The organism is Algoriphagus sp. SE2 (assembly GCF_039563885.1).
Taxonomy (GTDB): Bacteria; Bacteroidota; Bacteroidia; order Cytophagales; family Cyclobacteriaceae; genus Algoriphagus.
Window position 1 is genome coordinate 50,398 of sequence record NZ_JBCLWJ010000010.1, and the last position, 24,444, is coordinate 74,841.

The following is a 24,444-nucleotide window of genomic DNA, read 5'->3' on the forward strand; positions in this document are numbered from 1 at the left end:
TTTTTAGCTTTTAAAATCCCACCGCTTTATCGTCTCCTCTTGGATCCGCTCCACCTTCTAGTTTGCCGTCAGGTAAAACCAGAATCGCATCGACTTTTCCTATGATAGGATTATTGTTTTCTAAAATGATATATCCCTTAGATTTCAGATTATTCAATAAGGTGGTGTCAAAAGAATTCGGTTCGAAACTAACTACATCCGGAAGCCATTGATGGTGAAAACGAGCAGATTCCACAGCTTCTTGCATTCCCATATCAAATTCATAAACATTAAGAATAGTCTGTAAAACAGATGTAATAATGGTAGAACCTCCAGGTGTTCCTACAACCATCCAAAGTTTGCCATTTCTTTCTACCAAGGTTGGAGTCATGCTACTCAACATTCTCTTTCCTGCCTGAATGCTATTTGCTTCCGCACCGATTAAGCCAAACATGTTCGGAACGCCTGGTTTGGAGCTGAAATCGTCCATTTCATTATTCATGAAAAAGCCAAGCTCGTCGATGTAGACTTTTGAACCGTACGCACCATTTAGTGTAGTGGTAACTGAAACTGCATTGCCTTCGGCATCGACTATAGAATAATGAGTAGTTTCCATGCTTTCGGAAAACTCGATTTTACCTTCGGCTATGTCCTCGGATTTAGTTGCCTGATCAAAAGAAAAAGATTCCATTCTGGATTTTAAATAGGATAGATCCATTAATTCAGCTTTTGGAATATCAACGAAATCAGGGTCACCCAAAAAATAATTGCGATCAGCATAGGCTCTTCTTTCTGCTTCCACTAAAAGCTGGATATGCTCCGCACTATGATGTCCAAACTCATTCAGGGGGTACGGTTCAATCATTCCGAAAATCTGAGCCAAGGTAATTCCTCCTGAGCTAGGTGGAGCCATAGATATGATTTTCAGATCTTTATAATTGAAGATAATCGGATCTCTCCATGCGGCCTGATAGCTTTCTAAATCCTCTTCGGTAATAATTCCTCCCATATCCTGAATATGCTTCGAAAGAATTTTTGCCGTTTCTCCCTTATAAAATTCATCCATTCCTCCTTTAGCAATCCGTTTTAAAGTCTTTGCCAGAACAGGAAATTTCAAAGTATCACCTTCATTTACTTCTTTGGCAAAGTAAGTATCGGGTCCATTGACCTCAATAAAAGTTTCCCTTAACCTTTGGAGTCTATTTGCTTGATTGGAAGTAGTGACATATCCTTTTTCAGCAAGTTCAATTACCGGAGCCAAAACTTCTTCTGGATTTAATTTCCCAAATTTCATTTGAGCTGTAAAAATCCCAGCAATGGTCCCTGGAACTCCAGAAGCCAATGCACCTTTTGTACTAAGCCCAGGGATTACATCTCCATTTTCATCCAGATACATATCAGCAAATGCCGCAGCAGGTGCTTTTTCACGATAATCTAAGGATCCGGTTTCCCCATCTGCCATCCGATATACCATAAACCCTCCTCCTCCTAGATTTCCAGCAAAAGGATAAATCACTGCAAGCGCCATTTCTGTAGCCATCATGGCATCAAATGCATTTCCTCCTTTTTTGATGATGTTCAAGCCGATTTGGGAAGCTTCTTCACGGGCAGAAACAACCATCGCATTCTCTGCAATTGTGCCTGTTTTTTTAGATGGAAGTTCCTTTTTTTCTTGGCAGGAGAAAGTTGAAATAAAAAAAGTGGTACCAGCTATAAAGGCTGATACCACTCGAAATAATTTATTCATTATTCTTCAAGTAGGGTAGTGTTGAATAATTTTAAAATGCGTTTGTATTCATCTGTCCACGAACTTGGCTCTACAAATCCGTGATCTTCCACTGGGTAAATAGCCATTTCCCAATTATTCTTTCCTAATTCTATAAGGCGTTGTGATAGTCTTACCACATCCTGAAAATGAACATTGACATCCACCATACCATGTGCCATCAATAAATTACCTTTTAGCCCTTCAGCGAAATAGATAGGGCCTGATCTTCTATAGGATATTGGGTCTTCTTCAGGAGTGTTAAGAATATTTGATGTGTAGCCATGATTGTAATGTGCCCAATCTGTAACAGATCTTAAAGCGGCACCTGACTTGAATACTTCAGGTGCATTAAACAAAGCCATTAAAGTGATAAATCCACCATAACTTCCACCGTATATTCCGATTCTATCAGCATCCACTCCATGAGAAGCTACTAAATATTTTGCTCCGTCTACCTGATCAGAAAGATCCTTGCCTCCCATATGGCGATAAATTCCTGTCCTCCAATCTCTACCGTAGCCAGCACTCGCTCTATAATCAATATCTAGAACTGTGTATCCAAGATCCGTTAGCAGATTGTGGAACATATATTCTCTAAAATAACTACTCCACCATTTATGAACATTTTGGAGATAACCGGCGCCATGAACGAATATTACTGCTGCTCCATTCTTTTTTGCTGGATCAGGAGTATATAATCTTGCAGGTACTTGAGCCCCATCTTCTGCAGTGAATTTTACAATTTGAGGGTCTCTCCAATTATAGGATTTAAATTCTTCAGATTGACCTGAAGTTAGCTGGATTGGCTTTGCTCCAACTTTATTATCCTGAACAAATAGTTCGATAGGCTTATTGCTGTAAGAATAAAGAATGGCAAGTTTCTCTTCATCTGGAGAGAGGGTGACATCATTATTCCCGGTCATAGTGGTCAGTTTCTCCATTTTTCCACCCATGAGAGGCATTTTATAGAAATGCCTTTCACCTGGATCAACCTCAGAAGTGGTTAAATACCAAGATTTTTGATCCTTGGAAATAAATGGATCAAACACTTCATAAGAACCTGAAGTTAAAGCTGTTTTTTCACCAGATTCCACATCTAAAATGTATAAATGGGAGTAGCCAGATTCCTCAGATTGGAAATAGATATGCTTATTATCTGGAAGCCATCCTAGCGTTCCCCCAGAAAATGACCAACCAATCCCTGGACCTGCAATCCACGCTTCATCTCTTTGTCTATCTAGTGTTTTTAAAGCCCCACTATTCAAATCAATCAAAGAAATCCAACGGTCTTTATTATCACTGGATCGGATATTGATGATTGCTTTTTTTCCATCGTTTGAAAAATAAGGTTGTGATAATATCACCGTTCTTTCTTTTTCTTCCCAGGTTTTTTCAGGATAATCTTTTACATAATCTGGTAGATCTTTGATTCCTGGCAGGTCTGATGTACTGATGAAATAAACCGTATCTCTAGTTAGGTCATAGATGCCGATTTGTACGGTAGTTGGTTCAGTTCCAACTTTTGATCTTGCATTCAATTCCGTCGTATAACCGGAAGCATCAACATAGTCAGGCACTTTTGTATTTTTGCTCGAACCACGATTGTAGTACGAAAAAGTAGCATAATTACCATCAGGAGATAAGGTTAGATTTACAGGGTTTTTTCCTTCTGTATAATAAGTGAATTCTTCTTCAGAATCTTCTGAAATTGCTTCACGATATTCCCTTCTTGCTTTCTGGGAATCTTTTCTTTCTTTGACTATTTTAAGAAGATCAAGGTTGTCTTTTTCCAGAAAGTCCAGGTCCCCTTCTTTTTCATTTGATTTCCTTTTAGATGGCTTAGATCCTGTATTGATATTCGTAACTTTTTCAACAGTCCCTGTTGCTCTGTTCAGGATAAAAATGTTTCCATCTGAGTTGAATGCAATGAGGTTTTCATCAGCCAGAAAGTTGGGGTTTGAAATATTTTGAAACCAATCTAAAGCTACAGAAGAACTGTTTTTCGCTAAATTTTCAACAATTATTTTTCTGTCTTCAAGGTAAACACGTAATGATTTGTCTGAATTATTTGAAGAGTAATTTTTGCGAAGTGTTTTCTCCTCAGGCCAGTGAACCTTTGTAATCTTGGGATCGTTGGGGTTTATTTTATAGAGTGAATCTGCTGGGTCATTTTCAAGATTGTATTTAAAATAAATTTGCTGACTATCATCACTCCATCTAACAGATGATGGAAAAGTTCCCATCCATTTAGGATCTCGCATGATATACTCAACAGACAAACTGCTTTGCGCCTGGATTTCTGTTAAGGCAATAACTAAGAAGGGCAGAAAAAAGAGTTTTCGCTGCATATTAATTTATAGATTGGTTATTGATTCTATTTAATAGTTTCTATGAACTTTTTGAGTTCCAAAGTGATCAAATCTAACTGTTCTTGAAGGGAACTGTAAAGCTCTTCTGAGGATTCTAAATTTTTTTCTATTTCTTCAAGAATTTTCCTGCTGCTCATTGCCCCAATATAACTCATAGTTGGTTTTGCTTTATGGCATCTTTTTTTTATCGTTTCAAAATCCTTGGAAGCATAAAATTTATCTAATTCTTTCAATTCACGAATATTTGTATCAAGAATAATTCGAAGCATATCCCTGGTCATCTCTGGATCATCATCTCCAAAATACTGATAAATAGACTGTTCACTAATAATCTGATACATAGTAGGTATTAAAAGGGCAAAATATCAAAAAGCTTTGTTTGGTATACTAGTTTAAAATTATAAACATTTTTCAATTTGTAAGATTCAAAAAGGCCTGATTTACTAGTTATTTCTAATTTTTGTTTAGAACAATTGTGTTTTTATTTGATTAAGTACTTTGAATAGAACTTCTTTTTGAAGTGTATTCTTAAACTACATTTCATAATTTTGCGTCGGTAATAAAGAGATTTCAAGTATGAAGCGTAATAAAAAAATCTTTTTGATTCTGTTTGTGATTTTCATGTTGATTATGGTATGGATTGGTTATGATATATCTACAAGGACAACCTTTCCTGGATCGAAAGGAAACCTTAAAGAAAGAATTACCTCTGGGGAGGAAACTAAATAAATATGGCAGGAAATAAAATTGATGTTGACAAACTGGATCTTGATGAAATGAGAGATAAAATCGCTCATAATCCAAGTATGCTTCCTTATGCTCATCATTCTGGAAGTGCGATCGTAAAGCCAGAAGATTTAGGAAAAATTACCGGAAGGGCAATTGCAGCGATGCAAAGTCAAACAGACATGCAAATGTCTCAGATTTATAAGCAAATGCAATTGTTAGCTGAGCAGGCAAAAAATATTCAGGCGAGGGTTGAGTATTCAGAGAGAATTTATAATGCCCAGGTCTCTTTTGAACCTTTGATCAATCATCATTATTATTTATATCAAAAAGAAGAAGGGACTGATTTTTTAAGTATGATTTCTCCAGATGAATGGGGTAGGAAAAAACGAGAGCATGTTTTTTTGGCGGAAGTTAAATTATTAGCTGACCACACTTGGGAAATAATCAGAGAAAACCAATAGTAGTATGGATAACCTTATTACTCGTCAACTTCAATTGATTTTAATAGAAGGTGAAGTTGAGTTTGAAAGGGATTTTAAAATTGACGTAAATCCAAATTTTTTAGATAAAAAAGGAATCGATTGGTTGAAAGAAATCTATGAAGACCTGGGTGGAATAGGGGATATTCCACTATTAAACAAGTTGAATTTTGATTTTAAAATCAAAAGAAATCTGATTTTATATGATGATGAAATTCACTTTAATAGATATAGGTTAATTTCCTTAAGATCTGATTTTTATAAAGAGTTTAATTTCTCTTTTTATGAAGCTTATAAAAGACTTTGTAGAACCTATGAGAAGGATTGCTTGAAAGTTGGACTGCAAGAAAGACTTTGGAATGGTCCGCCAATTGGTAAGCATAGTTTTGGAGAGCCAAATGAGATTGGTGATTTTTCAGGAACTGGAGCTACTGGTTGGAAACTTTTAGCATACAATGATGCTCAAATAGATATGCAGTCAAGGATTCATGGGTATAGGTTAATTCGTTTAAATCCTTTTGAAACCTTGATGACTGGGGGATCTTTAAAAAGGCTTGATTATCTTTTAATGAACCCAAAAGAAGAACAGCGAAAAATGCTTGTCAATTGGATCTTGCGAAAGCTGGAATAGCTGTTAGCTAAAGAGACCAAATATTTCCCTGTCCACTTTCTCAACCACATAGGAGAAATCATCTTGATTTTGAACAAAATCAAGATGATTAACATCTATGACTAGAAGCTTTCCCTCTTTGTAATTTTCAATCCATTGTTCATAATGCTGATTTAGATTTTTCAAATAATCTATCCGCATCGTTGTTTCATAAGTCCTTCCTCGTTTTTCAATTTGCCCAACTAATTTTGGAATATCAGCTTTTAAATAAATAAGAAGATCAGGAGCTTTGACATGATTAATCATACTATCAAATAAACTTCGATAGTTTTCATAATCCCTTTCAGTCATTAAACCACTCTTATGTAAGTTTGCGGCGAAAATATAAGCATCCTCATAAATAGTCCGGTCCTGTATGAAATCATATTCATTTTCCTGAATTTTCTTAATTTGATTAAATCTTGAATTCAGAAAATAGACCTGAAGATGAAAAGCCCATCGCTTCATATCTTCATAAAAATCAGGTAAATAGGGGTTATTATCAACTGATTCAAATTCAGCTTTCCAACCATAATGTTTGGCAAGTTTTTCGGTCAACGTGGTTTTTCCACTCCCAATATTTCCAGATACAGCAATATGCATTTTATGTCTTTAATCGGATTACTTGGAAAACCTTGGAGATACCACTAACTCTTTACTGCCTTTAGTATACTTATAAAAACCCTCACCGGATTTTACTCCTTTAAATCCAGCCTCTACCATATTTACCAACAAAGGACAAGGAGCATATTTTGGATTTCCAAAGCCTTCGTGCAAAACTCTCAAAATGGATAAGCAAACATCCAAACCAATGAAATCAGCCAGTTGAAGCGGTCCCATTGGATGAGCCATTCCCAGTTTCATTACCGTATCAATTTCTTGGATACCTGCTACTCCCTCATAAAAGCTGTAGATCGCTTCATTGATCATGGGCATTAAAATCCTATTTGCTATAAACCCTGGATAATCATTGACTTCAACAGGATCTTTAGAAAGATTGGAGGCAAGAGCCATTATTTGTTTTGTAATCTCATCTGATGTGGCATAACCCCTGATCACTTCAACTAATTTCATTACTGGCACAGGGTTCATAAAATGCATGCCTATAACCTGAGAAGCTCTATTTGTGACTGAGGCAATTTTGGTAATAGAAATGGATGAGGTATTTGTGGCAAGAATAGCCTCAGCAGGGCTTAATTTATCCAATTGTCTGAAAAGATTCAATTTAATATCTATATTTTCGGTAGCTGCCTCTATCACAAGATCAGCTGATTTTACACCTGCGGATAATTCCGTATAAGTCCTGATGTTGGCAAGGGCGGATGTTTTTTCTGATTCTGAAATTATACCTTTTGTTACTTGTCTATCTAGGTTTTTGGAAATAGTGGTTAATGCCTTGTCCAGAAAATCTTGTTTTAAATCGATTAATGAAACTTCAAATCCATGCTGGGCAAAAACATGTGCTATTCCATTCCCCATTGTGCCAGAGCCTAATACTGATATTTTTTTCATCGATCAAAAATGTTTGGTTTTAATATTTGGGCCAATTCAATAATTACATATTCAATTGATTATTCAAAGCTAGTTTGATCCGCTACGAAATCCAATTTTTGGATGAGGCTTATCCGACTTTGAATGTCAGTAATTCTTAAAGTTCAAAATAGAATTATGTCTACCTTTGTAACATGAAAGAACTTGGTTTGATTAGTACGCTTCCTATAAATCGTTTCACGGACTATGGAGCTTATTTGGCACTTAGCTCAGGGGAAGAAGTTCTCCTTCCTCAGGGATATTTATTAGGGGATGAAAAAGAAGGGGAAGAGATTGCTGTTTTTGTTTATACTGATAGCGAAGATAGACCAGTTGCTGTAACTGAAAGTCCTAAAGCATTATTAGATGAGTTTGCTGTTCTCGAAGCTAAAGAAGTAGCTCCTTTTGGCGTGTTTATGGACTGGGGTTTGCCAAAGGATCTCTTAGTCCCAAAAGCTGAAATGGGGCAAAATATGGTCCCAGGTAAAAAATATTTGGTTAAAATCTGTGTTGATTTTCAGACTAACAGACTTATTGGGGTTAATAAATATCGTGATTTTATATCGGAGGCACCCGAAGATTATGTGCAAGGAACTGAGGTTTCTGGATTGATATTCGACAAAACCGACCTTGGTTATAAGGTACTTATCGAGGATAAATACGAAGGTCTAGTATTTTCAAATGAGGTATTTATGCCGATTGAAGTTGGAGATTTGAGGAAGTTTTTCGTGAAAAAAAGAAGAGATGATGGAAAAGTAGATTTGCAGTTGCTGCCTCCCGGAAGAGTTAAATATGAAGAAGGAGCTGAATTGATTTTATCCCTTTTGGAAGAGAAAAACTTTTTACCATTACACGATAAATCAGCTCCTGAAGAGATTCAAAGAGAACTTGGGATGAGTAAAAAACACTTTAAGCAGTGTATAGGTCAGTTATATAAGGCTGGTAAAATCAAGATTTTGGAAAACGGGATAGCCATCAATTCCTCTAATTGAGTTTTAGTATATCACTGGGTGTCTTACATAATATTGCTTTATTCCTTAAAACTGCAATTGGAGATTTAATTAAATGGGGGTTTCTGACCAAAATATTAAGCCAACTTTCCTCATCCCAATTTTTGCCTGCTATTTTTGATTGGTAATCTGGATGAGCTTTGTTTAAAAGGTCTTTCGCCCTTAGGTTAAGCTTTAATAACATAGAATTCCACTGTGTCGTGGTAATTCTTTCCTTTACTACGTCAATTTGATTGATGAATCTGGCGATGGAATGTGCATAAGCTAAAGTTTGTTTGTCAATTACCTGTTCGGGACTGTGATAAAAGTAGAGTTCAGTAGGATGCGTTTTCATATAGATTTGAATTTATTTACAATATAATATACTGATAATGTAATGGTTATGGAAATTTTTTTTCGAAAATCTGTAGCGAATAAAATAGTATTGTGATGCTTGATTTGAAGCGTTTTGAAATAGAGAGTAATTCTGAATATGCTTCCAATAAGAAATTAAAGGAGAGACTTCGGAAAGTGAAGTCAAAGGAATTGGATCAAAAATTTGAAGTGAATCATCATGCCGCCTTTGAGGAAATTGATTGCCTTGAATGTGCAAATTGCTGTAAAACAACAAGCCCAATTTTCATTCAAACTGATATTGATCGACTAGCAAAGGTTTTTAGGATGAAAAGCAGCCAGTTTATTGAGGAATATTTGTTTAGGGATGAGGATGGAGATTTTGTTTTGAAATCATCTCCATGTCCTTTTTTAAATCAAGATAATAAATGTTTAGTCTATGATTCAAGACCTAAAGCTTGTAGAGAATATCCTCATACGAACAGAAAAAATATGCATGGAATTTTAAATTTAAGTTTAAAAAACACACTTATTTGCCCAGCAGTTTTCAAAATTTTCCTTGAGATTGGCAAAGAATATAGGAAGTAATCCAATTCTTTTGCTTTTTTGAGAGATAAACCTAGAATAATTAATATGCAAAATCAGGATACACACTTTTTGGGAGTTGACGTGGGAGGAACTCATTTAAAAATCGGACTTGTAGATAAACAAGGCGAAATTGTTGACTTTCAAAAAGTAGATACTACCCCTTTTCGTGATGATTCTGAAGGATTTGGGCCTTGTTTTATAAAAGGGATTGGAAAATATTTGGAGAAATACCCACAAGTTCGAAAAGTCGGTATAGGCTTACCCGGACTCATTTCTAAAGATCGAAACACTACATTGGAAATCCCTGCCATTGCTAGCCTGAATAATTTCAATTTGAAAGGTGGCTTGGAAAAAAAGTATCCTGGCTATGAATTTTTTCTTGAAAATGATGCCGCCGCCGCAGCAATAGGAGAGTTTTATTTTGGAAAGGATGATCCCAGTGCAAATTTTCTTTTTGTGACAATGGGAACTGGGATAGGTAGTGCTTTAGTCTTGGAAGGTGAAGTCTTCAAAGGTTCACGAGGAAATGCTATGGAAATGGGCCATATGCTATCAAAGGGAAATGCCAGACTTGAGACCCTTATTGGCAGAGATGGAATTTTGAAAATATTTGAAAGAATGATCGCGGCTTATCCTGAAAAAGCAAAAGGGTTAGAGGGAAAAGAATTAGGAACACATTTGCTTGTTGACACTGCTAAATCTGGAAATGAAGTTTCACTGATGGTTTTTAAAGAAGTAGGTACTATTCTAGGTGAAGCAATTGTTTCAACTATTCGGATACTCGATGTTACAGAGGTTTATTTTGGAGGTGGAATATCAGCGGGACTGGAATTTATGATGCCCGCCTTGGATCATACAATACGACAATATTTAACCCATTATTATGTAAAAGATTTGAAGCTTAAGAAAGCAACATTGGAGAATGATGCTGGGACATTAGGAGCTGCAGCTCTTTGTTTTATGGGTTCAGGGTTGTAATGGTTACTTCAGAAACTTTACTCACTGCATTCATTCGAAAAAGAACTCTTAGGGGTTCTTTTTCTGGTTTTATGCCATCACAATTGTCACTAGGTTCCAAAAAATAAAAGAAAAAGCTTTGGCTTTTGTCAACCAACTCGACGCGGTCTGGCCTTCCAAAAGTCTTAATTATGGATTGATTATTAGCCCCAAGGAATGAATTTTTGATTTTTTCCAACTCATCAAGGTCATTCATTCTTAATCCCTTACATCCATATCGGTCAGACTTCCAATTATCAAGGTTTATATTCCCAGCATCAAGCTTTCCGCCACAGGATGTTACTAAGAATAAGGATAATATCAGGATTGATTTTATTGCTTTTACCATGAATCAGAGAGAAGCTGAAGAAATTTTTGAAGAAAGCTTACGGTTTTTGAATAACCAGAAGAAGGACGTAAATGTATAAACTCCTAAAATAGAAAGCAGAACAAGCTGAGGGATAATACTTCCAAATAAAAAGAAAATAGCAATTGAGAAACATAATACCCGAACGTATTCCTGAGGAAAATACCAACTTCTTTTTTCAAAAATTCCTGAAAAACTAATAGTTGTCCAGATGATTAGTAGGCTAACACCAATTTTTGGCATCCAACTAAACGAATCTACTTGAAATAGAAAATACCCTGTCAATACAAGCAATAAGACATACTGGGTAAAAATGTACCAATTGATTGAAGGAGGGACTACGGTATCAAATTTATGGAAATTAGGTTCTATATCTTTTGGAGCTCGGTATCCTCCTAAATAGGATGGAAACCATCCAGGTTTATTGAATAGGTATCGTATTTTATCTTTAAAGTTTTTGATTTGCTTGATTTCATCTTTCATCGTGGCATAATGAGCCACATTTACCCAAAAAGGATTCCAACTATTAACTGGAGTAGTAATACCATACGTAGGGGTTTCTTCTTCCTCCTGAAAGGTTCCAAACCATTTATCGAAAATAATGAAAGTACCTCCATGGTTTTTATCTATATATTTTGGGTTTCTGCCATGATGTACTCTATGATGGGAAGGTGTGTTCATGAATGATTCAAGAAAACCCATTTTACCTATCACTTCTGTGTGAATCCAAAACTGATATAACAAATTGAGTCCTGATGCTAAAATCAACATAACAGGATTAAACCCTAGAATTGCTAAAGGAAAATAAAAGAAGAAAGTCCAAAATGTTTGAGTACTACTTTGGCGAAGCGCTACAGATAAATTATATTCTTCACTTGAGTGGTGAACAACATGACCTCCCCAAAACAAATTAATTTCATGGCTCATTCGATGAGCCCAATAGTAGCAGAGGTCGTATAAGAAAAACAGCAAAAGGAAAGTCCAAATATTATTTGGTATTTCAAAAACAGCGAATTTTTCGAAAATCACGGTATAGATTCCAATTGAAAGTATTTTGAAAAACACACCGGTTACTTGAGACATTACTCCACAGTTGATGTTTGTTATGGCATCATTTAACCTATAACCAGGATGTTTTTGAAATCGAAGCACTAACATTTCAAGCGCCATCAAAATGAAATACATTGGAATAGCGATGACTACTGGACTGAGGTTCATTTATTTGAGTGTAATTGAGACTGTAGTTGTCAAATATAAACATAAAAGGAACATGAATTAGGTCAATTCTGTTTCATCAAATCCTTTATATTAGCACATTCAATTACTCAAAATATGTACTATCGCTTTGGCAAGGCCTTTTATTTCCTCAGTATCCTTTTCTTTATTTTCTATCTCCTGTATTTCTATTCGGCAATGCCTGATCAAATTAGCTTTAGCCAAAGTCAATCAGGAGAAATGATTGAAAAAATAAGTAGAGGAATGTTTTTCTACGGGATGATTGCAGTTTTCGTGCTCTTCAATGCTATTATTTTGCTTCCACCAAAATTACTTGAAACGAAGAATCACCGGGGATTAGTCCGCTTGTTTCCGGTAGGAGATAAGTTTAGAGATTATTACTTAGGTTGGTTCTATTCTTTTGGAGGGATATTAAATGTTAGCCTTGCCCTATTGATATTTTATACCCACGCGGTAAATAATCAGGATGATGCAGCTCCTCAGCAGTTTGATTTCTTATTTTACATAATTCCAACACTATTTGTTATTTGGGTTATTGGGTTGTTTGCTATTATGGTGGGTAAGTTCAAACAAGTTCAAAAAAAATTATAAGCGGTTTTATCACAAATTAAATTATGGCAGAACCAGTAAAATATACAGAAGATAGTATTAAATCTCTTGATTGGAGGGAGCATATTCGTTTACGTCCAGGTATGTACATCGGGAAACTGGGAGATGGAAGCGCTCAAGATGATGGGATTTATGTATTGGTAAAAGAAGTTCTGGATAACTCCATAGATGAGCATATGATGGGGTATGGAAGAACCATTGATGTAAAGATTACCGAGCACAAAGTTGAAATAAGGGATTACGGCAGAGGAATTCCTTTGGGAAAAGTGATTGATTGCGTTTCTAAAATCAATACTGGTGGAAAATATGATTCCGGAGCTTTTCAAAAATCAGTTGGATTGAATGGAGTGGGTACCAAAGCGGTCAATGCTCTTTCGGATTTCTTTAAAGTACAAGCTTATCGGGATGGGGAGACCAAAGTCGCAGAGTTTGAAAAAGGTATTCTGACCAATGATCAGCCAATTGGTAAATCTTCTGATAGAAATGGTACTAAGGTTATTTTTTCTCCCGATGCGAGCATATTTAAAAATTACCATTTCATACCAGAGTATCTGGAAAATCAGATTTGGAATTATGCCTACTTAAATGCTGGATTAACAATTAATTTTAATGGGAAAAAGTTTTTCTCAGATAAAGGGTTGTATGATCTTCTTTCAAATAAAGTAGACGAGGAAAGTATCCGTTATCCTATCATTCATTTGAAAGGAAATGATATTGAGGTAGCTATAACACATACGGGTCAATATGGAGAGGAATATTATTCCTTCGTGAATGGTCAATATACGACTCAAGGAGGAACTCACCTATCTGCATTTAGGGAAGCAATTGTCAAGACTGTCCGCGAGTTTTATAAGAAGGATTATGATGCCTCAGATATTAGACAAAGCGTGGTAGCAGCAATTGCGGTAAGGGTTCAGGAGCCGGTTTTTGAATCTCAGACTAAAACTAAATTAGGGTCTCAATCAGTTGGGCCTGATGGGCCAACACTTCGGACTTTTGTGAATGATTTCATCAAAACAGAACTTGATAATTATTTACATAAAAATCCAGCTGTTGCCGATGCTTTACTAAAAAGGATTCTTCAATCCGAAAGAGAAAGAAAAGAGATCTCAGGCATTAAAAAGCTTGCGAATGAAAGAGCTAAAAAAGCCAATCTTCATAATAAAAAACTTCGTGACTGTCGCGTGCATTACGATGATAATAAAGCAGATGAAGAACTGAAAAATAACACCATGTTATTTATAACTGAGGGTGACTCTGCATCAGGATCCATCACCAAATCAAGAAATGTGCAGACGCAAGCAGTTTTTTCACTCCGTGGAAAGCCACTGAATTGCTATGGGATGACCAAAAAAGTGGTTTATGAAAATGAGGAATTTAATTTGCTTCAGCATGCACTGAACATTGAAGATGGGATTGAAAATCTCCGATATAGAAAAATCGTGATTGCAACAGATGCAGATGTTGATGGAATGCACATCAGACTTTTGATCATGACCTACTTTCTGCAGTTTTTTCCAGATCTGGTAAAGAATGGTCACTTATTTATTCTAGATACCCCCTTGTTTAGGGTTAGAAATAAAAAGGAAACCATCTATTGCTATACTGATGAGGAAAGGCAAAAGGCAATTCATAAGCTTGGTTCAAAGCCGGAAATCACAAGATTTAAAGGTTTGGGAGAGATTTCTCCGGAGGAGTTTGGGACATTTATCGGAGAAGATATTAGGCTTGAGCCCATCATCTTGAATAAAGAAACCAAAATCGCAGATTTGCTTAGCTTTTATATGGGCAAGAATACGCCTACCCGTCAAACATTTATTATTGATAATTTGAAAATCGAGAAGGATTTAGCTTTGGAAGATCCCAAAACAGAAGATGTGAAAGAGGAAGAAGCGGCTTAAAATCCCTAATTAGAATTTTATTTAATTATTTTCTGAAGAGAAATCAAGTAGAATTTACCTGTACCTAAACGTCTTAAATTTTACTTAAAAACTGGAATTATTTCATGAGTGAAGAAAACGATTTGTCAAAAGAAGAAAGCCTTCATGATTCCGTCCCAGTGACAGGAATGTACAAGGAATGGTTTTTAGATTATGCTTCTTATGTAATTCTTGAGCGTGCAGTTCCTGCTATTGAAGATGGTCTTAAACCTGTTCAACGCAGAATTCTTCATGCGATGAAGGAGATGGATGATGGTAGGTTTAATAAAGTAGCCAATATCATCGGTCAATCCATGCAATATCACCCACATGGGGACGCTTCCATAGGAGATGCTATTGTCAATATCGGACAAAAAGAACTGCTAATAGAAACACAGGGTAATTGGGGAGATGTGAGGACCGGAGATAGAGCTGCAGCTGCCCGATATATTGAAGCTAGACTATCTAAATTTGCCTTAGATGTAGTTTTTAACCCTCAAACCACTGAATGGCAATTATCTTATGATGGAAGAAAAAGAGAACCTGTAACGCTTCCTGTAAAATTCCCTTTGCTTTTAGCTCAAGGTGTAGAAGGAATCGCAGTGGGACTCTCTACAAAAATTCTTCCTCACAACTTTTGTGAATTAATAGCTGGCTCAATTGAAATCCTGAAAGGAAATCCCACAAATGTTCTTCCCGATTTTATTACTGGTGGATTAGCTGACTTCTCAGAATATAATGGGGGTCAAAGAGGAGGGAAAGTTAAAGTTAGAGCAAAGATTGAGGAAGAAGATAGTAAAACTATATTAATCAAAGAGATACCTTATGGAACTACCACAGATTCATTGATTGATTCAATCTTAAAAGCTAATGATAAAGGGAAGATAAAGATCAAAAAAGTAGTGGATAACACTGCGAAGGATGTTGAAATAGCTATCCAGTTGGCGTCCGGTGTTTCTCCTGATGTAACGATTGATGCTTTATATGCATTTACTGATTGTGAAGTTTCTATTTCACCAAATGCATGTGTGATTATTGAAGATAAGCCAGTATTCCTGAATGTAAATGAAATTCTGGCCTACAACACCAAGCAAACAAAAGCCCTTCTTAAAAGGGAGTTAGAGATCAGGAAAGCAGAGTTGATGGAAAAGTTACTTTTTTCATCTCTTGAAAAGATTTTTATTGAAAATAGAATATACCGGGATATTGAGGAATGTACTACATGGGAAGCAGTATTAGAAGCTATTGATAAGGGATTGGAACCATATAAACCTGATTTTTACAGGGAAATTGTTCAGGATGATCTTCTAAAATTGACCGAAATCAGGATTAAAAGAATTTCCAAATTTGATACGTTCAAGGCAGATGAATTGATGAAAAAACTTCAAGGTGAATTGAAGGAAGTCAATTATAATCTTCGTCATTTGACGGATTATGCCATTAAGTATTATGAAAATCTTTTGACCAAATATGGTAAAGGAAGAGAACGCAAGACTGAAATAAGGACATTTGATACCATTGAAGCTACCGTTGTGGCCGCAAATAATGCAAAGTTATATGTCAATAGAACGGATGGATTTGTTGGCTCTGGCTTGAAAAAGGATGAGTTTGTTTGCGATTGTTCAGACCTTGATGATATCATAGTAATTCGTAAGGATGGTAAATGCATGGTTTCTAAGATCCAGGATAAAAATTTCATGGGTAAAGACATTCTTCATGTTGCTGTGTTTAGAAAAGGTGATGAACGGATGGTTTATAACCTTATTTACCTAGATGGTGCATCCGGGAGAGCCATGGTGAAAAGATTCCAAGTATTAGCTGTAACAAGGGATAAAGAATACGATCTCACTAAAGGGACTAAAGGTTCTAAAGCTTTGTATTTGACCGCAAATGCTAATGGTGAAGCTGAAATTGTAACCGTTTATTTAACTCAAGGTGCAAAAGCAAGAGTTAAAGTGTTTGATTTTGATTTTTCAACAATTGATATTAAAGGAAGAGGGGCAGGAGGAAATATACTTACTAAATATCCTGTGCGAAAAATTCAGTTGAAGATGGAGGGTGTTTCCACTTTGGGTGGATTAGATATTTACTACGATCCGATTGTAGGAAGATTAAATACAGATGAAAGGGGAGATCTTATTGGTAATTTCTTGGGTGATGATAAAATTCTGGTTGTTTATAAAACCGGAGATTATGAACTCACTTCCTTTGAGTTAACTAACCGATACGATCCGGCCAATGTAATTTTAATAGAAAAATTTGATCAGGATAAGATTATTTCTGCAATTTATTATGATGGTGGGTCAAAGACTTTTTACGTGAAAAGATTTCAGATAGAGACCACGACATTAAACAAGAAATTCAACTTTATTACAGATCATAAACAGTCTTATTTAAAAGTTGTGTCCACTGAAAAGCAACCACAAGCTTCAGTAGTTTTTATGAAGGGAAAAGATGAAGAAGTGATGGAATATGACCTGGACATGTTGATTGATGTGAAGGGTTGGAAAGCAATTGGAAATAAATTGAGTTCTTATACAATCAAAGACATCAAGCTTATTGAGTCAAAAAAAGCTAACCCAGAAGGACCATCTAAAGTAAAGAGTGAAGTTGATGAGGATGAGCAGATAGAAGTTGGAAAGACTATTGATCTTTCTGTAAAAAAGGATGATGAAGAGCAACTAGGCCTGTTCTAATAAAAATTTGGATGGGAAAGGAGTCAGCTGGAAATATAGATGAAAGGTTATTAGAATATTTGGGTAAGTACATTACAGATCATAAGAAATCTGTAATAGAAAAGGTGCTTATTCAAAGAACCCGTTTTTTTACAGTTGTATTAGAAGATATTTTTAAGCCTCATAACGCAAGCGCAGTTCTTCGAAGCTGTGACTGTTTTGGTATTCAAGATGTGCATGTAATTGAAAAGGCTAAAGAATATAAGGTTAATCCATTTGTAACACGAGGTGCATCTCAATGGGTTGATTTATATAAATATAACAATGCCGACGGTTACGGATTAACAGATTGTTTTTCCAATCTCAGAAGTAAAGGATATAAGGTTTTGGCCACGAGTCCCAGTTCATCCTCAATTCCTTTAGAAAAACTTAATCCGAATGAAAAAATTGCGCTTGTTTTTGGAAATGAACATGAAGGGGTAAGTAAGGATGTAATAAAAAATGCAGACGGATTGGCACATGTCCCCATGCTAGGTTTTACAGAAAGCTTTAATATTTCAGTTGCCGCATCCTTGTTTTTACACCATTTAACACAAAACGTGAATAAAGAAAACGTTAAAGGTTTTTATCTTTCAGATCAAGAAAAATCAGAACTTAAATTGAAATGGTATAGATCTATAGTGAAAAACTCAGAGATTCATGAAAGAGTGTTTTTGGAGTCTTTAGAGGGTTAAATACTATTATTTATTGGAGAAAATAGACTTTACTTTTTCACCAAAAGGTTCAACTTCATTTCTTTTTTTTGCCCTTTGTCGTTGTCTTTGCCTCTTTTTTTGTTCTTTACTTTTAGTGAGTACTGTTCTGACAGAAAATCCAACTTGCCCTCTGTAAAATTCTTCTCTTCCAGAAAGGTTGAAATTAGGTTTATAATCAACGGATAGGACTGTTTTAGCAATGGTGAATTCCAAACCAGCGATTCCTTCAATGCCTACAGTAGAATTACCATAAGTTTGAATAATTTCTTTATCGATTTCATTCTTCTTGAAACTTTCCTCATTACCGAATGAAACTCCTGCCCCTAAATAGTAATTAAACCTTTTTGAGATAATAGGTCTGTGTTTTTCGAGCAGAAGACTAAGGCTTGAGTTTCTTGAAAAATCCGTTTGAAGTATAGCTTCTAAACTAGTTCGCTCCATAACTCTTTGTTGAAAAGTAATTCCTACTTGTCTGCTTATATTATTATTGCCCAATCGAATTCCAACGGCATTTCCATAGCGCTGAGCATTTGCCAATTGATTGATCGAAAAAAAAATGAATAAAAGTAAAAAGCTGTATTTTGTCATGATAGGAAATTTGTCCTTCCCATTTTACAAGAACTATTCCAAACAATTTGTAATACTATTTAATTGGTTTTTTAATACAGATTTAAAGATAAATTACTAGCTATTAGTAAGTGTTTTGTTATGGATTGATTTTGACATGCATACTTATGAAAAGATTCTTTTACGTCCTATTTGGTTTGATTTCTATCCTTTTTCTAGGACTATGGCTTTATTCGAATTATCAATTTAGAGATAGACATAAGGGATATTGGATCGATCTCAATCTTCAGTCTGCTCAAAATGAGATCATGGCTGGTTTTGCCAAAGTAGATATCAATCCTGAAATTCCTGATACTTGGGAAGATGTAAATGGAGATGCTCGATATAATCCTGAAGATGGAGATACTTATGTTGATAAGAATGGAAATGGAAGGTTTGATGGGATTTGGTTAGCAGGATTTCATACTGGAAGAGCTGCGCAGGGAATCCACGATCCACTTTGGGCGAGAGCAATGGTCTTGGATGCCGGTGATGTGAAAATGGCTTTGGTGGTAATTGATATGATTGGATTTGGAAATGATGAGGTTATAACTACTCGGAAAATGATCCTTGAATCAAATCCTTGGCTGGATTATGTGATTATTTCCAGTACACATGTACATTCTTCTCCGGATCTGATGGGGATGTGGGGAGAATCCCAATTCAAAAGGGGAGTAGACCCTTTATATCTAATTAAAGTTCAAGAAGGAATAAGAGATGCAGTCAGTGAAGCCATGGGCAAATTGAGACCTGCAATTTTTCGGTTTTCAGAAGAAAATGAAAAGTTGAAACCTTTGGTAGGAGATACTAGAGATCCAAAAGTCTTCGATGCTGGTTTAAAAATTATGCAAGTGATGGATCAAGAAACAAACCAAACACTTGGTACAATAATGAATTGGGGTAACCATCCAGAAACGCTGTGGGCAGAAAATATACAGGTCAGTTCAGATTTTGCACATCCTTGGAGAGAGATGGTTGAGAATGGAATTACTGAAAAAGACAGCATCTTAATGGAAGGTATTGGTGGTGTTGCTATTTGGCTAAATGGTGCAATTGGTGGTTTAATGACTACCCATCCTTCGATGGAAATTGAGGATCCATATTCCAAACAAATTTTTTTGGAGCAAACACCTGAAAAGATATTGGCTCAGGGTAGGGCATTAGCCAAGGTTACTTTGGAAACACTTCGCGACACCTCTTATCAAGAGGTAGTTAAAGCTAATTTATCCGTTCGGGCAGAAACCATCGAATTGAAAATGGATAATAAACTTTTTCACTTAGCTGCATTTTTAGGGATTTTTGATCGTGGCTTTACCAAATGGAAGCATATTCGATCCGAAGTTTCTGCATGGAGACTTGGACCAGCCACCTTTGTACACGTACCGGGTGAATTATATCCAGAAATTCTCCATGGTGGCATAGAAAGTCCAGATGGTGGAGATTTTGGAATTGATCCAGTAGAAGTTCCTTTAATTCAAACAAAAATTCCTGGACGCTTCAAATTCTTTGCAGGAATGTCAAACGATATGGTTGGTTATATAATTCCAAAAAGCCAATGGGATGTTGATCCACCTTTTACCTATTTAAATAAAAATAGACCTTATGGAGAAGTTAATTCTTTAGGACCAGAAACTGCACCTGTAATCCATAGTTCTGTTCTGAAAATTTTGGACGAACTTAAATGAAAATGCCCCTGATTAATTAAAAAAGCAGGGGCATTTAATTTATTAAGTTATTGCTTATTCCGAAATCGTAATCTTTTCAATTTTGTCTCCAGCTCGTATCGCATCGATGACTTCTAAACCTTCCACCACTTTACCAAAGCAGGTATGATTTCTGTCTAAATGAGCCGTATTATCTCTGCTATGACAAATGAAGAACTGAGATCCTCCTGTATTCCTTCCAGCATGGGCCATCGATAAGACTCCTCTGTCATGGTACTGATTTTCTCCATCTAATTCGCACTTAATTTTGTAACCTGGTCCCCCGGTACCATTTCCATTTGGACAACCTCCCTGGATTACAAAGTTTGGAATCACTCTGTGGAATGTAAGTCCATCATAAAAACCTTTATTTGATAAATCGATAAAATTTTGAACCGCGATAGGAGCATCCTTTTCATAGAATTCTACCTTCATGGTTCCTTTTTCTGTAATTATTTCAGCTGTTCTCATTTTTTAAGATAAAGGGGTAAACCTTTTATTGATTCAATTTGGTAAGTAAAAATAGAAGATTAATTGTAGAATAATTGAAAAAAATAGGGAGTTAGTAATACTCCCTATTAAATTATCTTACGCTTGGAGAACCTTCCATAATGTCTGATGTCGCAAAGTCTTCAAATTGCTTGAAATTAGAAATGAAAGCTTCAGCAAGTTTTTTGGCCTGGACATCATAAGCAATTTGATCTGACCAAGTATATCTTGGATTTAAAACTGCAGAAGGAACATTATCGCATTCTTGAGGAACTTCAAATCCAAAAACAGGATGTTTCTTGTATGCTACGTCAATTAAATTACCATTTAGCGCAGCTGTAATCATTGCTCTGGTATAAGACAACTTCATCCTCGATCCAATGCCATATGGTCCACCAGTCCATCCGGTATTGATTAACCAGACGTTGACTTCATATTTCTCCATCTTTTCACCGAAAAGCGTTGCGTATTCGGTTGGTGGGAGAGGAAGAAATGCAGCACCAAAACATGCGGAAAATGTAAGTTTTGGTTCTGTAACTCCCATTTCAGTGCCAGCTACTTTTGCAGTATATCCAGAGATGAAGTGATACATTGCCTGACTTTTATTTAATCGGGAAATAGGAGGTATTACCCCAAAAGCGTCAGCAGTTAAAAAGAATATATTCTTTGGAATATCTCCAACTGAAGGGATTTTTGAATTTGGAATATAATGGATAGGGTAGGCAGTTCGAGTATTTTGAGTTACCTGGGTGTTACTATAATCCACTTCTCTGTTCCCAGGTTTAAATCTTGTGTTTTCTACAATAGCACCAAATTTAATTGCATCCCATATTTCAGGTTCTTTCTCCCTTGTCAAGTCTACAACTTTTGCATAGCATCCACCCTCAAAATTGAAAACACTCGAATCCGTCCATCCATGTTCATCATCGCCAATTAAATTTCGATTGGGATCTGTAGAAAGTGTTGTTTTACCAGTTCCGGAAAGTCCAAAGAATATAGCCGTATCTCCCTTCTTACCAATATTTGCCGAGCAATGCATGGAAAGAATACCTTTTTCGTGAGGAAGAATAAAGTTTAATACCGAAAAAACACCTTTCTTCATTTCACCAGCATAGGCAGTTCCCCCAATTAAAATCATTCTTTTAGGGAGGTTCAAAATCGCAAAATTGGGGTTTGTTGTTCCGTCAATTTCAGGATTAGCTTCAAAATCTGGTGCACAAATAATAGTAAAGTCGGGCTCAAAAAACTCTAATTCCTCCTTTTCGGGCCTTAAAAACATATTATGACAGAATAAATTATGCCAAGCAAGCGTATTAAATACACGAAGTTTTAACCTGTGATTTTCATCTGCTCCGGCATAGGCATCCCTCACAAAAAGATCTTTTTGACTCAGGAAATATTTCATTTTTTCCTCGAGCAGATCAAACTTTTTTGAGTCGAAAGGAATATTAATGTCACCCCACCAGACACTTTCTTTCGTTTTCTCATCCAAAACGATAAATCGGTCTTTTGGGGATCTACCTGTAAATTTCCCTGTATCAGCCATTAAGGCACCAGTAGAAGTGAGAAGTCCTTCACCTCTTGCTAAAGAATGCTCTACTAAAGCCGCCGGAGGAAGATTTAAATAAACATTTCCAGAGGTTCTTATTTCCATAAGGGTACTCTGATTATTGAGTTTTTCCAGAACTGTGTTCTGCATATAAAGTTGGGTTTACAAACTGAAATAAGTCAGGTCAAAATTAAGAAAAAGCCTTTATAAAAAACCAAAGAAATCGTTGAAATTTGGCTTTTCAATCGATTACGAAAAAAAATCAGAAAAATATTTGGTGTCCGATTTTTTTTGTGATTTAGATCATTAAAATCCTTTGCAGTTTTCATTAGTACTCCAAATTATAGCCCTCTCTTATATAAAGATTCTTGGTAAAAAGTCACAAAAACGGTTATCATTGTAAATTAAATATTCACCCAAATAATAAATCCTTGGAAAAACAACTTACTCCTGAATTTGATGGGCCTACAATTTTTGGTCATCCTAAAGGTTTAATGACCTTATTTTTTACAGAAATGTGGGAACGATTTAGCTATTATGGAATGCGAGCGCTACTCATTCTTTTTATGACTAAAACGATTGCAGATGGGGGCTTAGGTTTTGACGATACGACTTCTGGAGCTATCTATGGATTATATACCATGGGAGTATACTTATTAGCTTTACCTGGAGGATGGTTAGCTGATAGGCTTTTCGGATTGAAAAAATCAGTCTGGTACGGGGGAATAATTATTGCCCTTGGACATTTTATGATGGCGGTACCAGGGGTTGTAGCACTGATAGAGGGTAATCATGGGCCAAAAACTGAACTTTCAACGGTTGACACCTCTACTTTTTTTCTAGGTCTAATTTTAATTGTTCTAGGCACTGGGTTACTAAAACCAAATATCAGCTCGATTGTCGGTCAATTATATCCAAAAGGGAGTTCAAAAAGAGATGCAGGTTTTTCAATTTTTTACATGGGGATAAATTTAGGAGGGTTTATAGCACCTATTGCTTGCGGTACTTTAGCCACTTACGATATGCATTTGGGGTTTGGACTTGCAGGTTTCGGAATGCTTTTAGGCTTAATCCAATACAAACTAACAGCTAAGAATATTGCAGAGTATGGTGAACCTCCAATCGTTGAAACACCCACTGAAATTGAAAAGCAAAAAAAATTAAAATCATCTCTTACCTGGATGGGAGCTGGACTAGTGGCAGTTTTAGTCGTGCTTTTTATGGGGCTTATTCCTATTAATGTTTCTGCTATTGCAGGAGCTTCCGGTACGGTCATAGCCTTAGTGGCTTTTGGATATTTGGGTTATGTGATTGCATTCGGTGGATTGGATAAGTCTGATAAAAATAAAGTAGGGGTGATTGCTATTCTATTCCTTTTCTCTGCCATGTTTTGGTCAGGTTTTGAGCAAGCAGGGTCCACTTTAAATCTATTCGGTGAACGCTTTACTGATCGAGTAGTCCTAGGGTGGGAAATTCCAGCAAGTTATTTCCAATCAGTAAATTCCTTATTCATTATCATTTTTGCGCCATTCTTTGGAGCACTATGGGTTTGGTTGGGTAGAAGGAATTTAGAACCTAGCTCACCTTTGAAATTTACCTTTGGATTGTTGCTTTTAGGACTTGGATTCTTCGTGATGTATTTCGCAGCTAAAATTGCTGCATCTGGAGACCTTGCAGCTCCAACTTGGCTAATTATGACTTACATGCTCCATACTTTTGGAGAACTGAGCTTATCTCCTGTAGGCCTGAGTCTGGTAACCAAACTGGCACCAAAGGGATATGGAGGACAAATGATGGGAATTTGGTTCCTTTCTGTTGCTCTAGGAAATCTTTTTGCAGGATTGATTGCAGGAGAAGCAAGCGGTGGTTCTGAAGAGGCCTTGGCCCAGATGCCTGATCAGTATATGTTAATCGTTTATACAGTTGTTGGATCTGCTGTCTTGTTATTCTTACTAAAGCCAGTAATAAGAAAGATGATGGGGGAGGTTCATTGATAAAGGAATTAAAAAAAGATGGGATAGCTAACAAGCTATCCCATCTTTTTTATAACGGATCTTAACCGACAAAAAACCACTCTACATTAATATTTTAAAAATTACTCACTAA

Annotated in this window: 22 protein-coding genes; 11 read left to right on the top strand and 11 right to left on the bottom strand. The window is 36.1% G+C overall.

Features of this window, described 5'->3' with window-relative positions:
• Positions 1–10: 10 nt before the first annotated feature.
• The 3 genes from ggt to AAGF08_RS12860 are packed head-to-tail and all read right to left on the bottom strand — an operon-like array spanning position 11 to position 4,457.
• A complete protein-coding gene (gene ggt, locus AAGF08_RS12850; RefSeq protein ID WP_343511604.1) occupies positions 11–1,726 on the bottom strand; it encodes a gamma-glutamyltransferase in 1,716 nt (571 codons plus the stop codon).
• Positions 1,726–4,095 carry a prolyl oligopeptidase family serine peptidase gene (locus AAGF08_RS12855; protein ID WP_343511605.1) on the bottom strand — a complete coding sequence of 790 codons (2,370 nt, stop codon included), beginning with the start codon at positions 4,093–4,095 and terminating at the stop codon, positions 1,726–1,728. Before AAGF08_RS12855 ends, ggt begins: the two co-directional genes overlap by 1 nt.
• Positions 4,096–4,121: 26 nt before the next feature.
• A complete protein-coding gene (locus AAGF08_RS12860) occupies positions 4,122–4,457 on the bottom strand; it encodes an Hpt domain-containing protein (RefSeq protein WP_343511606.1) in 336 nt (111 codons plus the stop codon).
• Between the two features lie 390 nt (positions 4,458–4,847).
• On the opposite strand from AAGF08_RS12860, the gene AAGF08_RS12865 reads away from it, so the two are divergent.
• Both AAGF08_RS12865 and AAGF08_RS12870 read left to right on the top strand, forming a co-directional pair.
• Positions 4,848–5,306, top strand: coding sequence for a DUF2452 domain-containing protein (locus AAGF08_RS12865; RefSeq protein ID WP_343511607.1), 459 nt, complete (start codon positions 4,848–4,850; stop codon positions 5,304–5,306).
• Positions 5,307–5,310: 4 nt separating this feature from the next.
• Complete coding sequence (locus AAGF08_RS12870; RefSeq protein ID WP_343511608.1) at positions 5,311–5,955, top strand: hypothetical protein; 645 nt, start codon at positions 5,311–5,313, stop codon at positions 5,953–5,955.
• Between the two features lie 3 nt (positions 5,956–5,958).
• Here the strand turns inward: AAGF08_RS12870 and AAGF08_RS12875 are convergent, their stop codons facing one another.
• Positions 5,959–6,576 (bottom strand): deoxynucleoside kinase, encoded by a 618-nt coding sequence (locus AAGF08_RS12875; protein WP_343511609.1) that lies wholly within the window; start codon positions 6,574–6,576, stop codon positions 5,959–5,961.
• Positions 6,577–6,594: 18 nt separating this feature from the next.
• Positions 6,595–7,485 carry a 3-hydroxybutyryl-CoA dehydrogenase gene (locus AAGF08_RS12880; protein WP_343511610.1) on the bottom strand — a complete coding sequence of 297 codons (891 nt, stop codon included), beginning with the start codon at positions 7,483–7,485 and terminating at the stop codon, positions 6,595–6,597.
• Between the two features lie 173 nt (positions 7,486–7,658).
• Between AAGF08_RS12880 and AAGF08_RS12885 the strand changes: the two genes are divergently transcribed.
• Entirely contained in the window at positions 7,659–8,495 is an 837-nt protein-coding gene (locus AAGF08_RS12885; RefSeq protein ID WP_343511611.1) for a S1-like domain-containing RNA-binding protein, read from the top strand.
• On the opposite strand, the gene AAGF08_RS12890 is transcribed toward AAGF08_RS12885, so the two are convergent.
• Positions 8,488–8,847: an ArsC/Spx/MgsR family protein gene (locus AAGF08_RS12890; protein WP_343511612.1), complete on the bottom strand. Its 360-nt coding sequence runs from the start codon at positions 8,845–8,847 to the stop codon at positions 8,488–8,490. The genes AAGF08_RS12885 and AAGF08_RS12890 overlap by 8 nt on opposite strands.
• 95 nt (positions 8,848–8,942) lie before the next feature.
• Between AAGF08_RS12890 and AAGF08_RS12895 the strand changes: the two genes are divergently transcribed.
• Together AAGF08_RS12895 and AAGF08_RS12900 are read left to right on the top strand one after the other, a co-directional pair.
• Complete coding sequence (locus tag AAGF08_RS12895; protein WP_343511614.1) at positions 8,943–9,434, top strand: YkgJ family cysteine cluster protein; 492 nt, start codon at positions 8,943–8,945, stop codon at positions 9,432–9,434.
• Positions 9,435–9,479: 45 nt separating this feature from the next.
• Positions 9,480–10,412, top strand: coding sequence for an ROK family protein (locus tag AAGF08_RS12900; protein ID WP_343511616.1), 933 nt, complete (start codon positions 9,480–9,482; stop codon positions 10,410–10,412).
• Here AAGF08_RS12900 and AAGF08_RS12905 read toward each other — a convergent pair.
• Both AAGF08_RS12905 and AAGF08_RS12910 read right to left on the bottom strand, forming a co-directional pair.
• Positions 10,393–10,779, bottom strand: coding sequence for a hypothetical protein (locus tag AAGF08_RS12905; RefSeq protein ID WP_343511618.1), 387 nt, complete (start codon positions 10,777–10,779; stop codon positions 10,393–10,395). The two genes, AAGF08_RS12900 and AAGF08_RS12905, sit on opposite strands and share 20 nt — an antisense overlap.
• Before the next feature lie 3 nt (positions 10,780–10,782).
• On the bottom strand, positions 10,783–12,015 hold the full coding sequence (locus AAGF08_RS12910) for a sterol desaturase family protein (RefSeq protein ID WP_343511620.1): 1,233 nt from the start codon (positions 12,013–12,015) through the stop codon (positions 10,783–10,785).
• A 114-nt stretch (positions 12,016–12,129) separates the two neighbouring features.
• Between AAGF08_RS12910 and AAGF08_RS12915 the strand changes: the two genes are divergently transcribed.
• The 4 genes from AAGF08_RS12915 to AAGF08_RS12930 all read left to right on the top strand — a co-directional run bounded on the left by AAGF08_RS12915 (position 12,130) and on the right by AAGF08_RS12930 (position 17,970).
• Positions 12,130–12,624, top strand: a complete 495-nt coding sequence (locus AAGF08_RS12915) for a DNA topoisomerase IV (RefSeq protein WP_343511622.1) — start codon at positions 12,130–12,132, stop codon at positions 12,622–12,624.
• A 23-nt stretch (positions 12,625–12,647) separates the two neighbouring features.
• Positions 12,648–14,543 carry a DNA topoisomerase IV subunit B gene (locus AAGF08_RS12920; RefSeq protein WP_343511623.1) on the top strand — a complete coding sequence of 632 codons (1,896 nt, stop codon included), beginning with the start codon at positions 12,648–12,650 and terminating at the stop codon, positions 14,541–14,543.
• A 104-nt stretch (positions 14,544–14,647) separates the two neighbouring features.
• The gene (locus AAGF08_RS12925; protein WP_343511624.1) at positions 14,648–17,257 is read left to right on the top strand and encodes a DNA gyrase/topoisomerase IV subunit A; all 2,610 of its coding nucleotides are present in this window, start codon (positions 14,648–14,650) and stop codon (positions 17,255–17,257) included.
• Between the two features lie 11 nt (positions 17,258–17,268).
• On the top strand, positions 17,269–17,970 hold the full coding sequence (locus AAGF08_RS12930; protein ID WP_343511626.1) for an RNA methyltransferase: 702 nt from the start codon (positions 17,269–17,271) through the stop codon (positions 17,968–17,970).
• A gap of 6 nt (positions 17,971–17,976) precedes the next feature.
• On the opposite strand, the gene AAGF08_RS12935 is transcribed toward AAGF08_RS12930, so the two are convergent.
• The gene (locus tag AAGF08_RS12935) at positions 17,977–18,579 is read right to left on the bottom strand and encodes a hypothetical protein (protein ID WP_343511629.1); all 603 of its coding nucleotides are present in this window, start codon (positions 18,577–18,579) and stop codon (positions 17,977–17,979) included.
• Positions 18,580–18,725: 146 nt separating this feature from the next.
• Here AAGF08_RS12935 and AAGF08_RS12940 point away from each other — a divergent pair, with 146 nt between their 5' ends.
• Entirely contained in the window at positions 18,726–20,282 is a 1,557-nt protein-coding gene (locus AAGF08_RS12940) for a hypothetical protein (protein WP_343511631.1), read from the top strand.
• Positions 20,283–20,336: 54 nt separating this feature from the next.
• Here the strand turns inward: AAGF08_RS12940 and AAGF08_RS12945 are convergent, their stop codons facing one another.
• Entirely contained in the window at positions 20,337–20,771 is a 435-nt protein-coding gene (locus AAGF08_RS12945) for a peptidylprolyl isomerase (RefSeq protein ID WP_343511633.1), read from the bottom strand.
• A 112-nt stretch (positions 20,772–20,883) separates the two neighbouring features.
• Entirely contained in the window at positions 20,884–22,443 is a 1,560-nt protein-coding gene (gene pckA, locus AAGF08_RS12950) for a phosphoenolpyruvate carboxykinase (ATP) (RefSeq protein WP_343511724.1), read from the bottom strand.
• A 326-nt stretch (positions 22,444–22,769) separates the two neighbouring features.
• Here pckA and AAGF08_RS12955 point away from each other — a divergent pair, with 326 nt between their 5' ends.
• On the top strand, positions 22,770–24,332 hold the full coding sequence (locus AAGF08_RS12955; protein ID WP_343511634.1) for a peptide MFS transporter: 1,563 nt from the start codon (positions 22,770–22,772) through the stop codon (positions 24,330–24,332).
• Positions 24,333–24,444: the final 112 nt, after the last annotated feature.

Excerpts from the sequence above, each read along its gene's own strand:
- ggt (WP_343511604.1), bottom strand. The coding sequence starts at position 1,726 with ATGAATAAATTATTTCGAGTGGTATCAGCCTTTATAGCTGGTACCACT.
- AAGF08_RS12855 (WP_343511605.1), bottom strand. The coding sequence starts at position 4,095 with ATGCAGCGAAAACTCTTTTTTCTGCCCTTCTTAGTTATTGCCTTAACA.
- AAGF08_RS12860 (WP_343511606.1), bottom strand. The coding sequence starts at position 4,457 with ATGTATCAGATTATTAGTGAACAGTCTATTTATCAGTATTTTGGAGAT.
- AAGF08_RS12865 (WP_343511607.1), top strand. The coding sequence starts at position 4,848 with ATGGCAGGAAATAAAATTGATGTTGACAAACTGGATCTTGATGAAATG.
- AAGF08_RS12870 (WP_343511608.1), top strand. The coding sequence starts at position 5,311 with ATGGATAACCTTATTACTCGTCAACTTCAATTGATTTTAATAGAAGGT.
- AAGF08_RS12875 (WP_343511609.1), bottom strand. The coding sequence starts at position 6,576 with ATGCATATTGCTGTATCTGGAAATATTGGGAGTGGAAAAACCACGTTG.
- AAGF08_RS12880 (WP_343511610.1), bottom strand. The coding sequence starts at position 7,485 with ATGAAAAAAATATCAGTATTAGGCTCTGGCACAATGGGGAATGGAATA.
- AAGF08_RS12885 (WP_343511611.1), top strand. The coding sequence starts at position 7,659 with ATGAAAGAACTTGGTTTGATTAGTACGCTTCCTATAAATCGTTTCACG.
- AAGF08_RS12890 (WP_343511612.1), bottom strand. The coding sequence starts at position 8,847 with ATGAAAACGCATCCTACTGAACTCTACTTTTATCACAGTCCCGAACAG.
- AAGF08_RS12895 (WP_343511614.1), top strand. The coding sequence starts at position 8,943 with ATGCTTGATTTGAAGCGTTTTGAAATAGAGAGTAATTCTGAATATGCT.
- AAGF08_RS12900 (WP_343511616.1), top strand. The coding sequence starts at position 9,480 with ATGCAAAATCAGGATACACACTTTTTGGGAGTTGACGTGGGAGGAACT.
- AAGF08_RS12905 (WP_343511618.1), bottom strand. The coding sequence starts at position 10,779 with ATGGTAAAAGCAATAAAATCAATCCTGATATTATCCTTATTCTTAGTA.
- AAGF08_RS12910 (WP_343511620.1), bottom strand. The coding sequence starts at position 12,015 with ATGAACCTCAGTCCAGTAGTCATCGCTATTCCAATGTATTTCATTTTG.
- AAGF08_RS12915 (WP_343511622.1), top strand. The coding sequence starts at position 12,130 with ATGTACTATCGCTTTGGCAAGGCCTTTTATTTCCTCAGTATCCTTTTC.
- AAGF08_RS12920 (WP_343511623.1), top strand. The coding sequence starts at position 12,648 with ATGGCAGAACCAGTAAAATATACAGAAGATAGTATTAAATCTCTTGAT.
- AAGF08_RS12925 (WP_343511624.1), top strand. The coding sequence starts at position 14,648 with ATGAGTGAAGAAAACGATTTGTCAAAAGAAGAAAGCCTTCATGATTCC.
- AAGF08_RS12930 (WP_343511626.1), top strand. The coding sequence starts at position 17,269 with ATGGGAAAGGAGTCAGCTGGAAATATAGATGAAAGGTTATTAGAATAT.
- AAGF08_RS12935 (WP_343511629.1), bottom strand. The coding sequence starts at position 18,579 with ATGACAAAATACAGCTTTTTACTTTTATTCATTTTTTTTTCGATCAAT.
- AAGF08_RS12940 (WP_343511631.1), top strand. The coding sequence starts at position 18,726 with ATGAAAAGATTCTTTTACGTCCTATTTGGTTTGATTTCTATCCTTTTT.
- AAGF08_RS12945 (WP_343511633.1), bottom strand. The coding sequence starts at position 20,771 with ATGAGAACAGCTGAAATAATTACAGAAAAAGGAACCATGAAGGTAGAA.
- pckA (WP_343511724.1), bottom strand. The coding sequence starts at position 22,443 with ATGGAAATAAGAACCTCTGGAAATGTTTATTTAAATCTTCCTCCGGCG.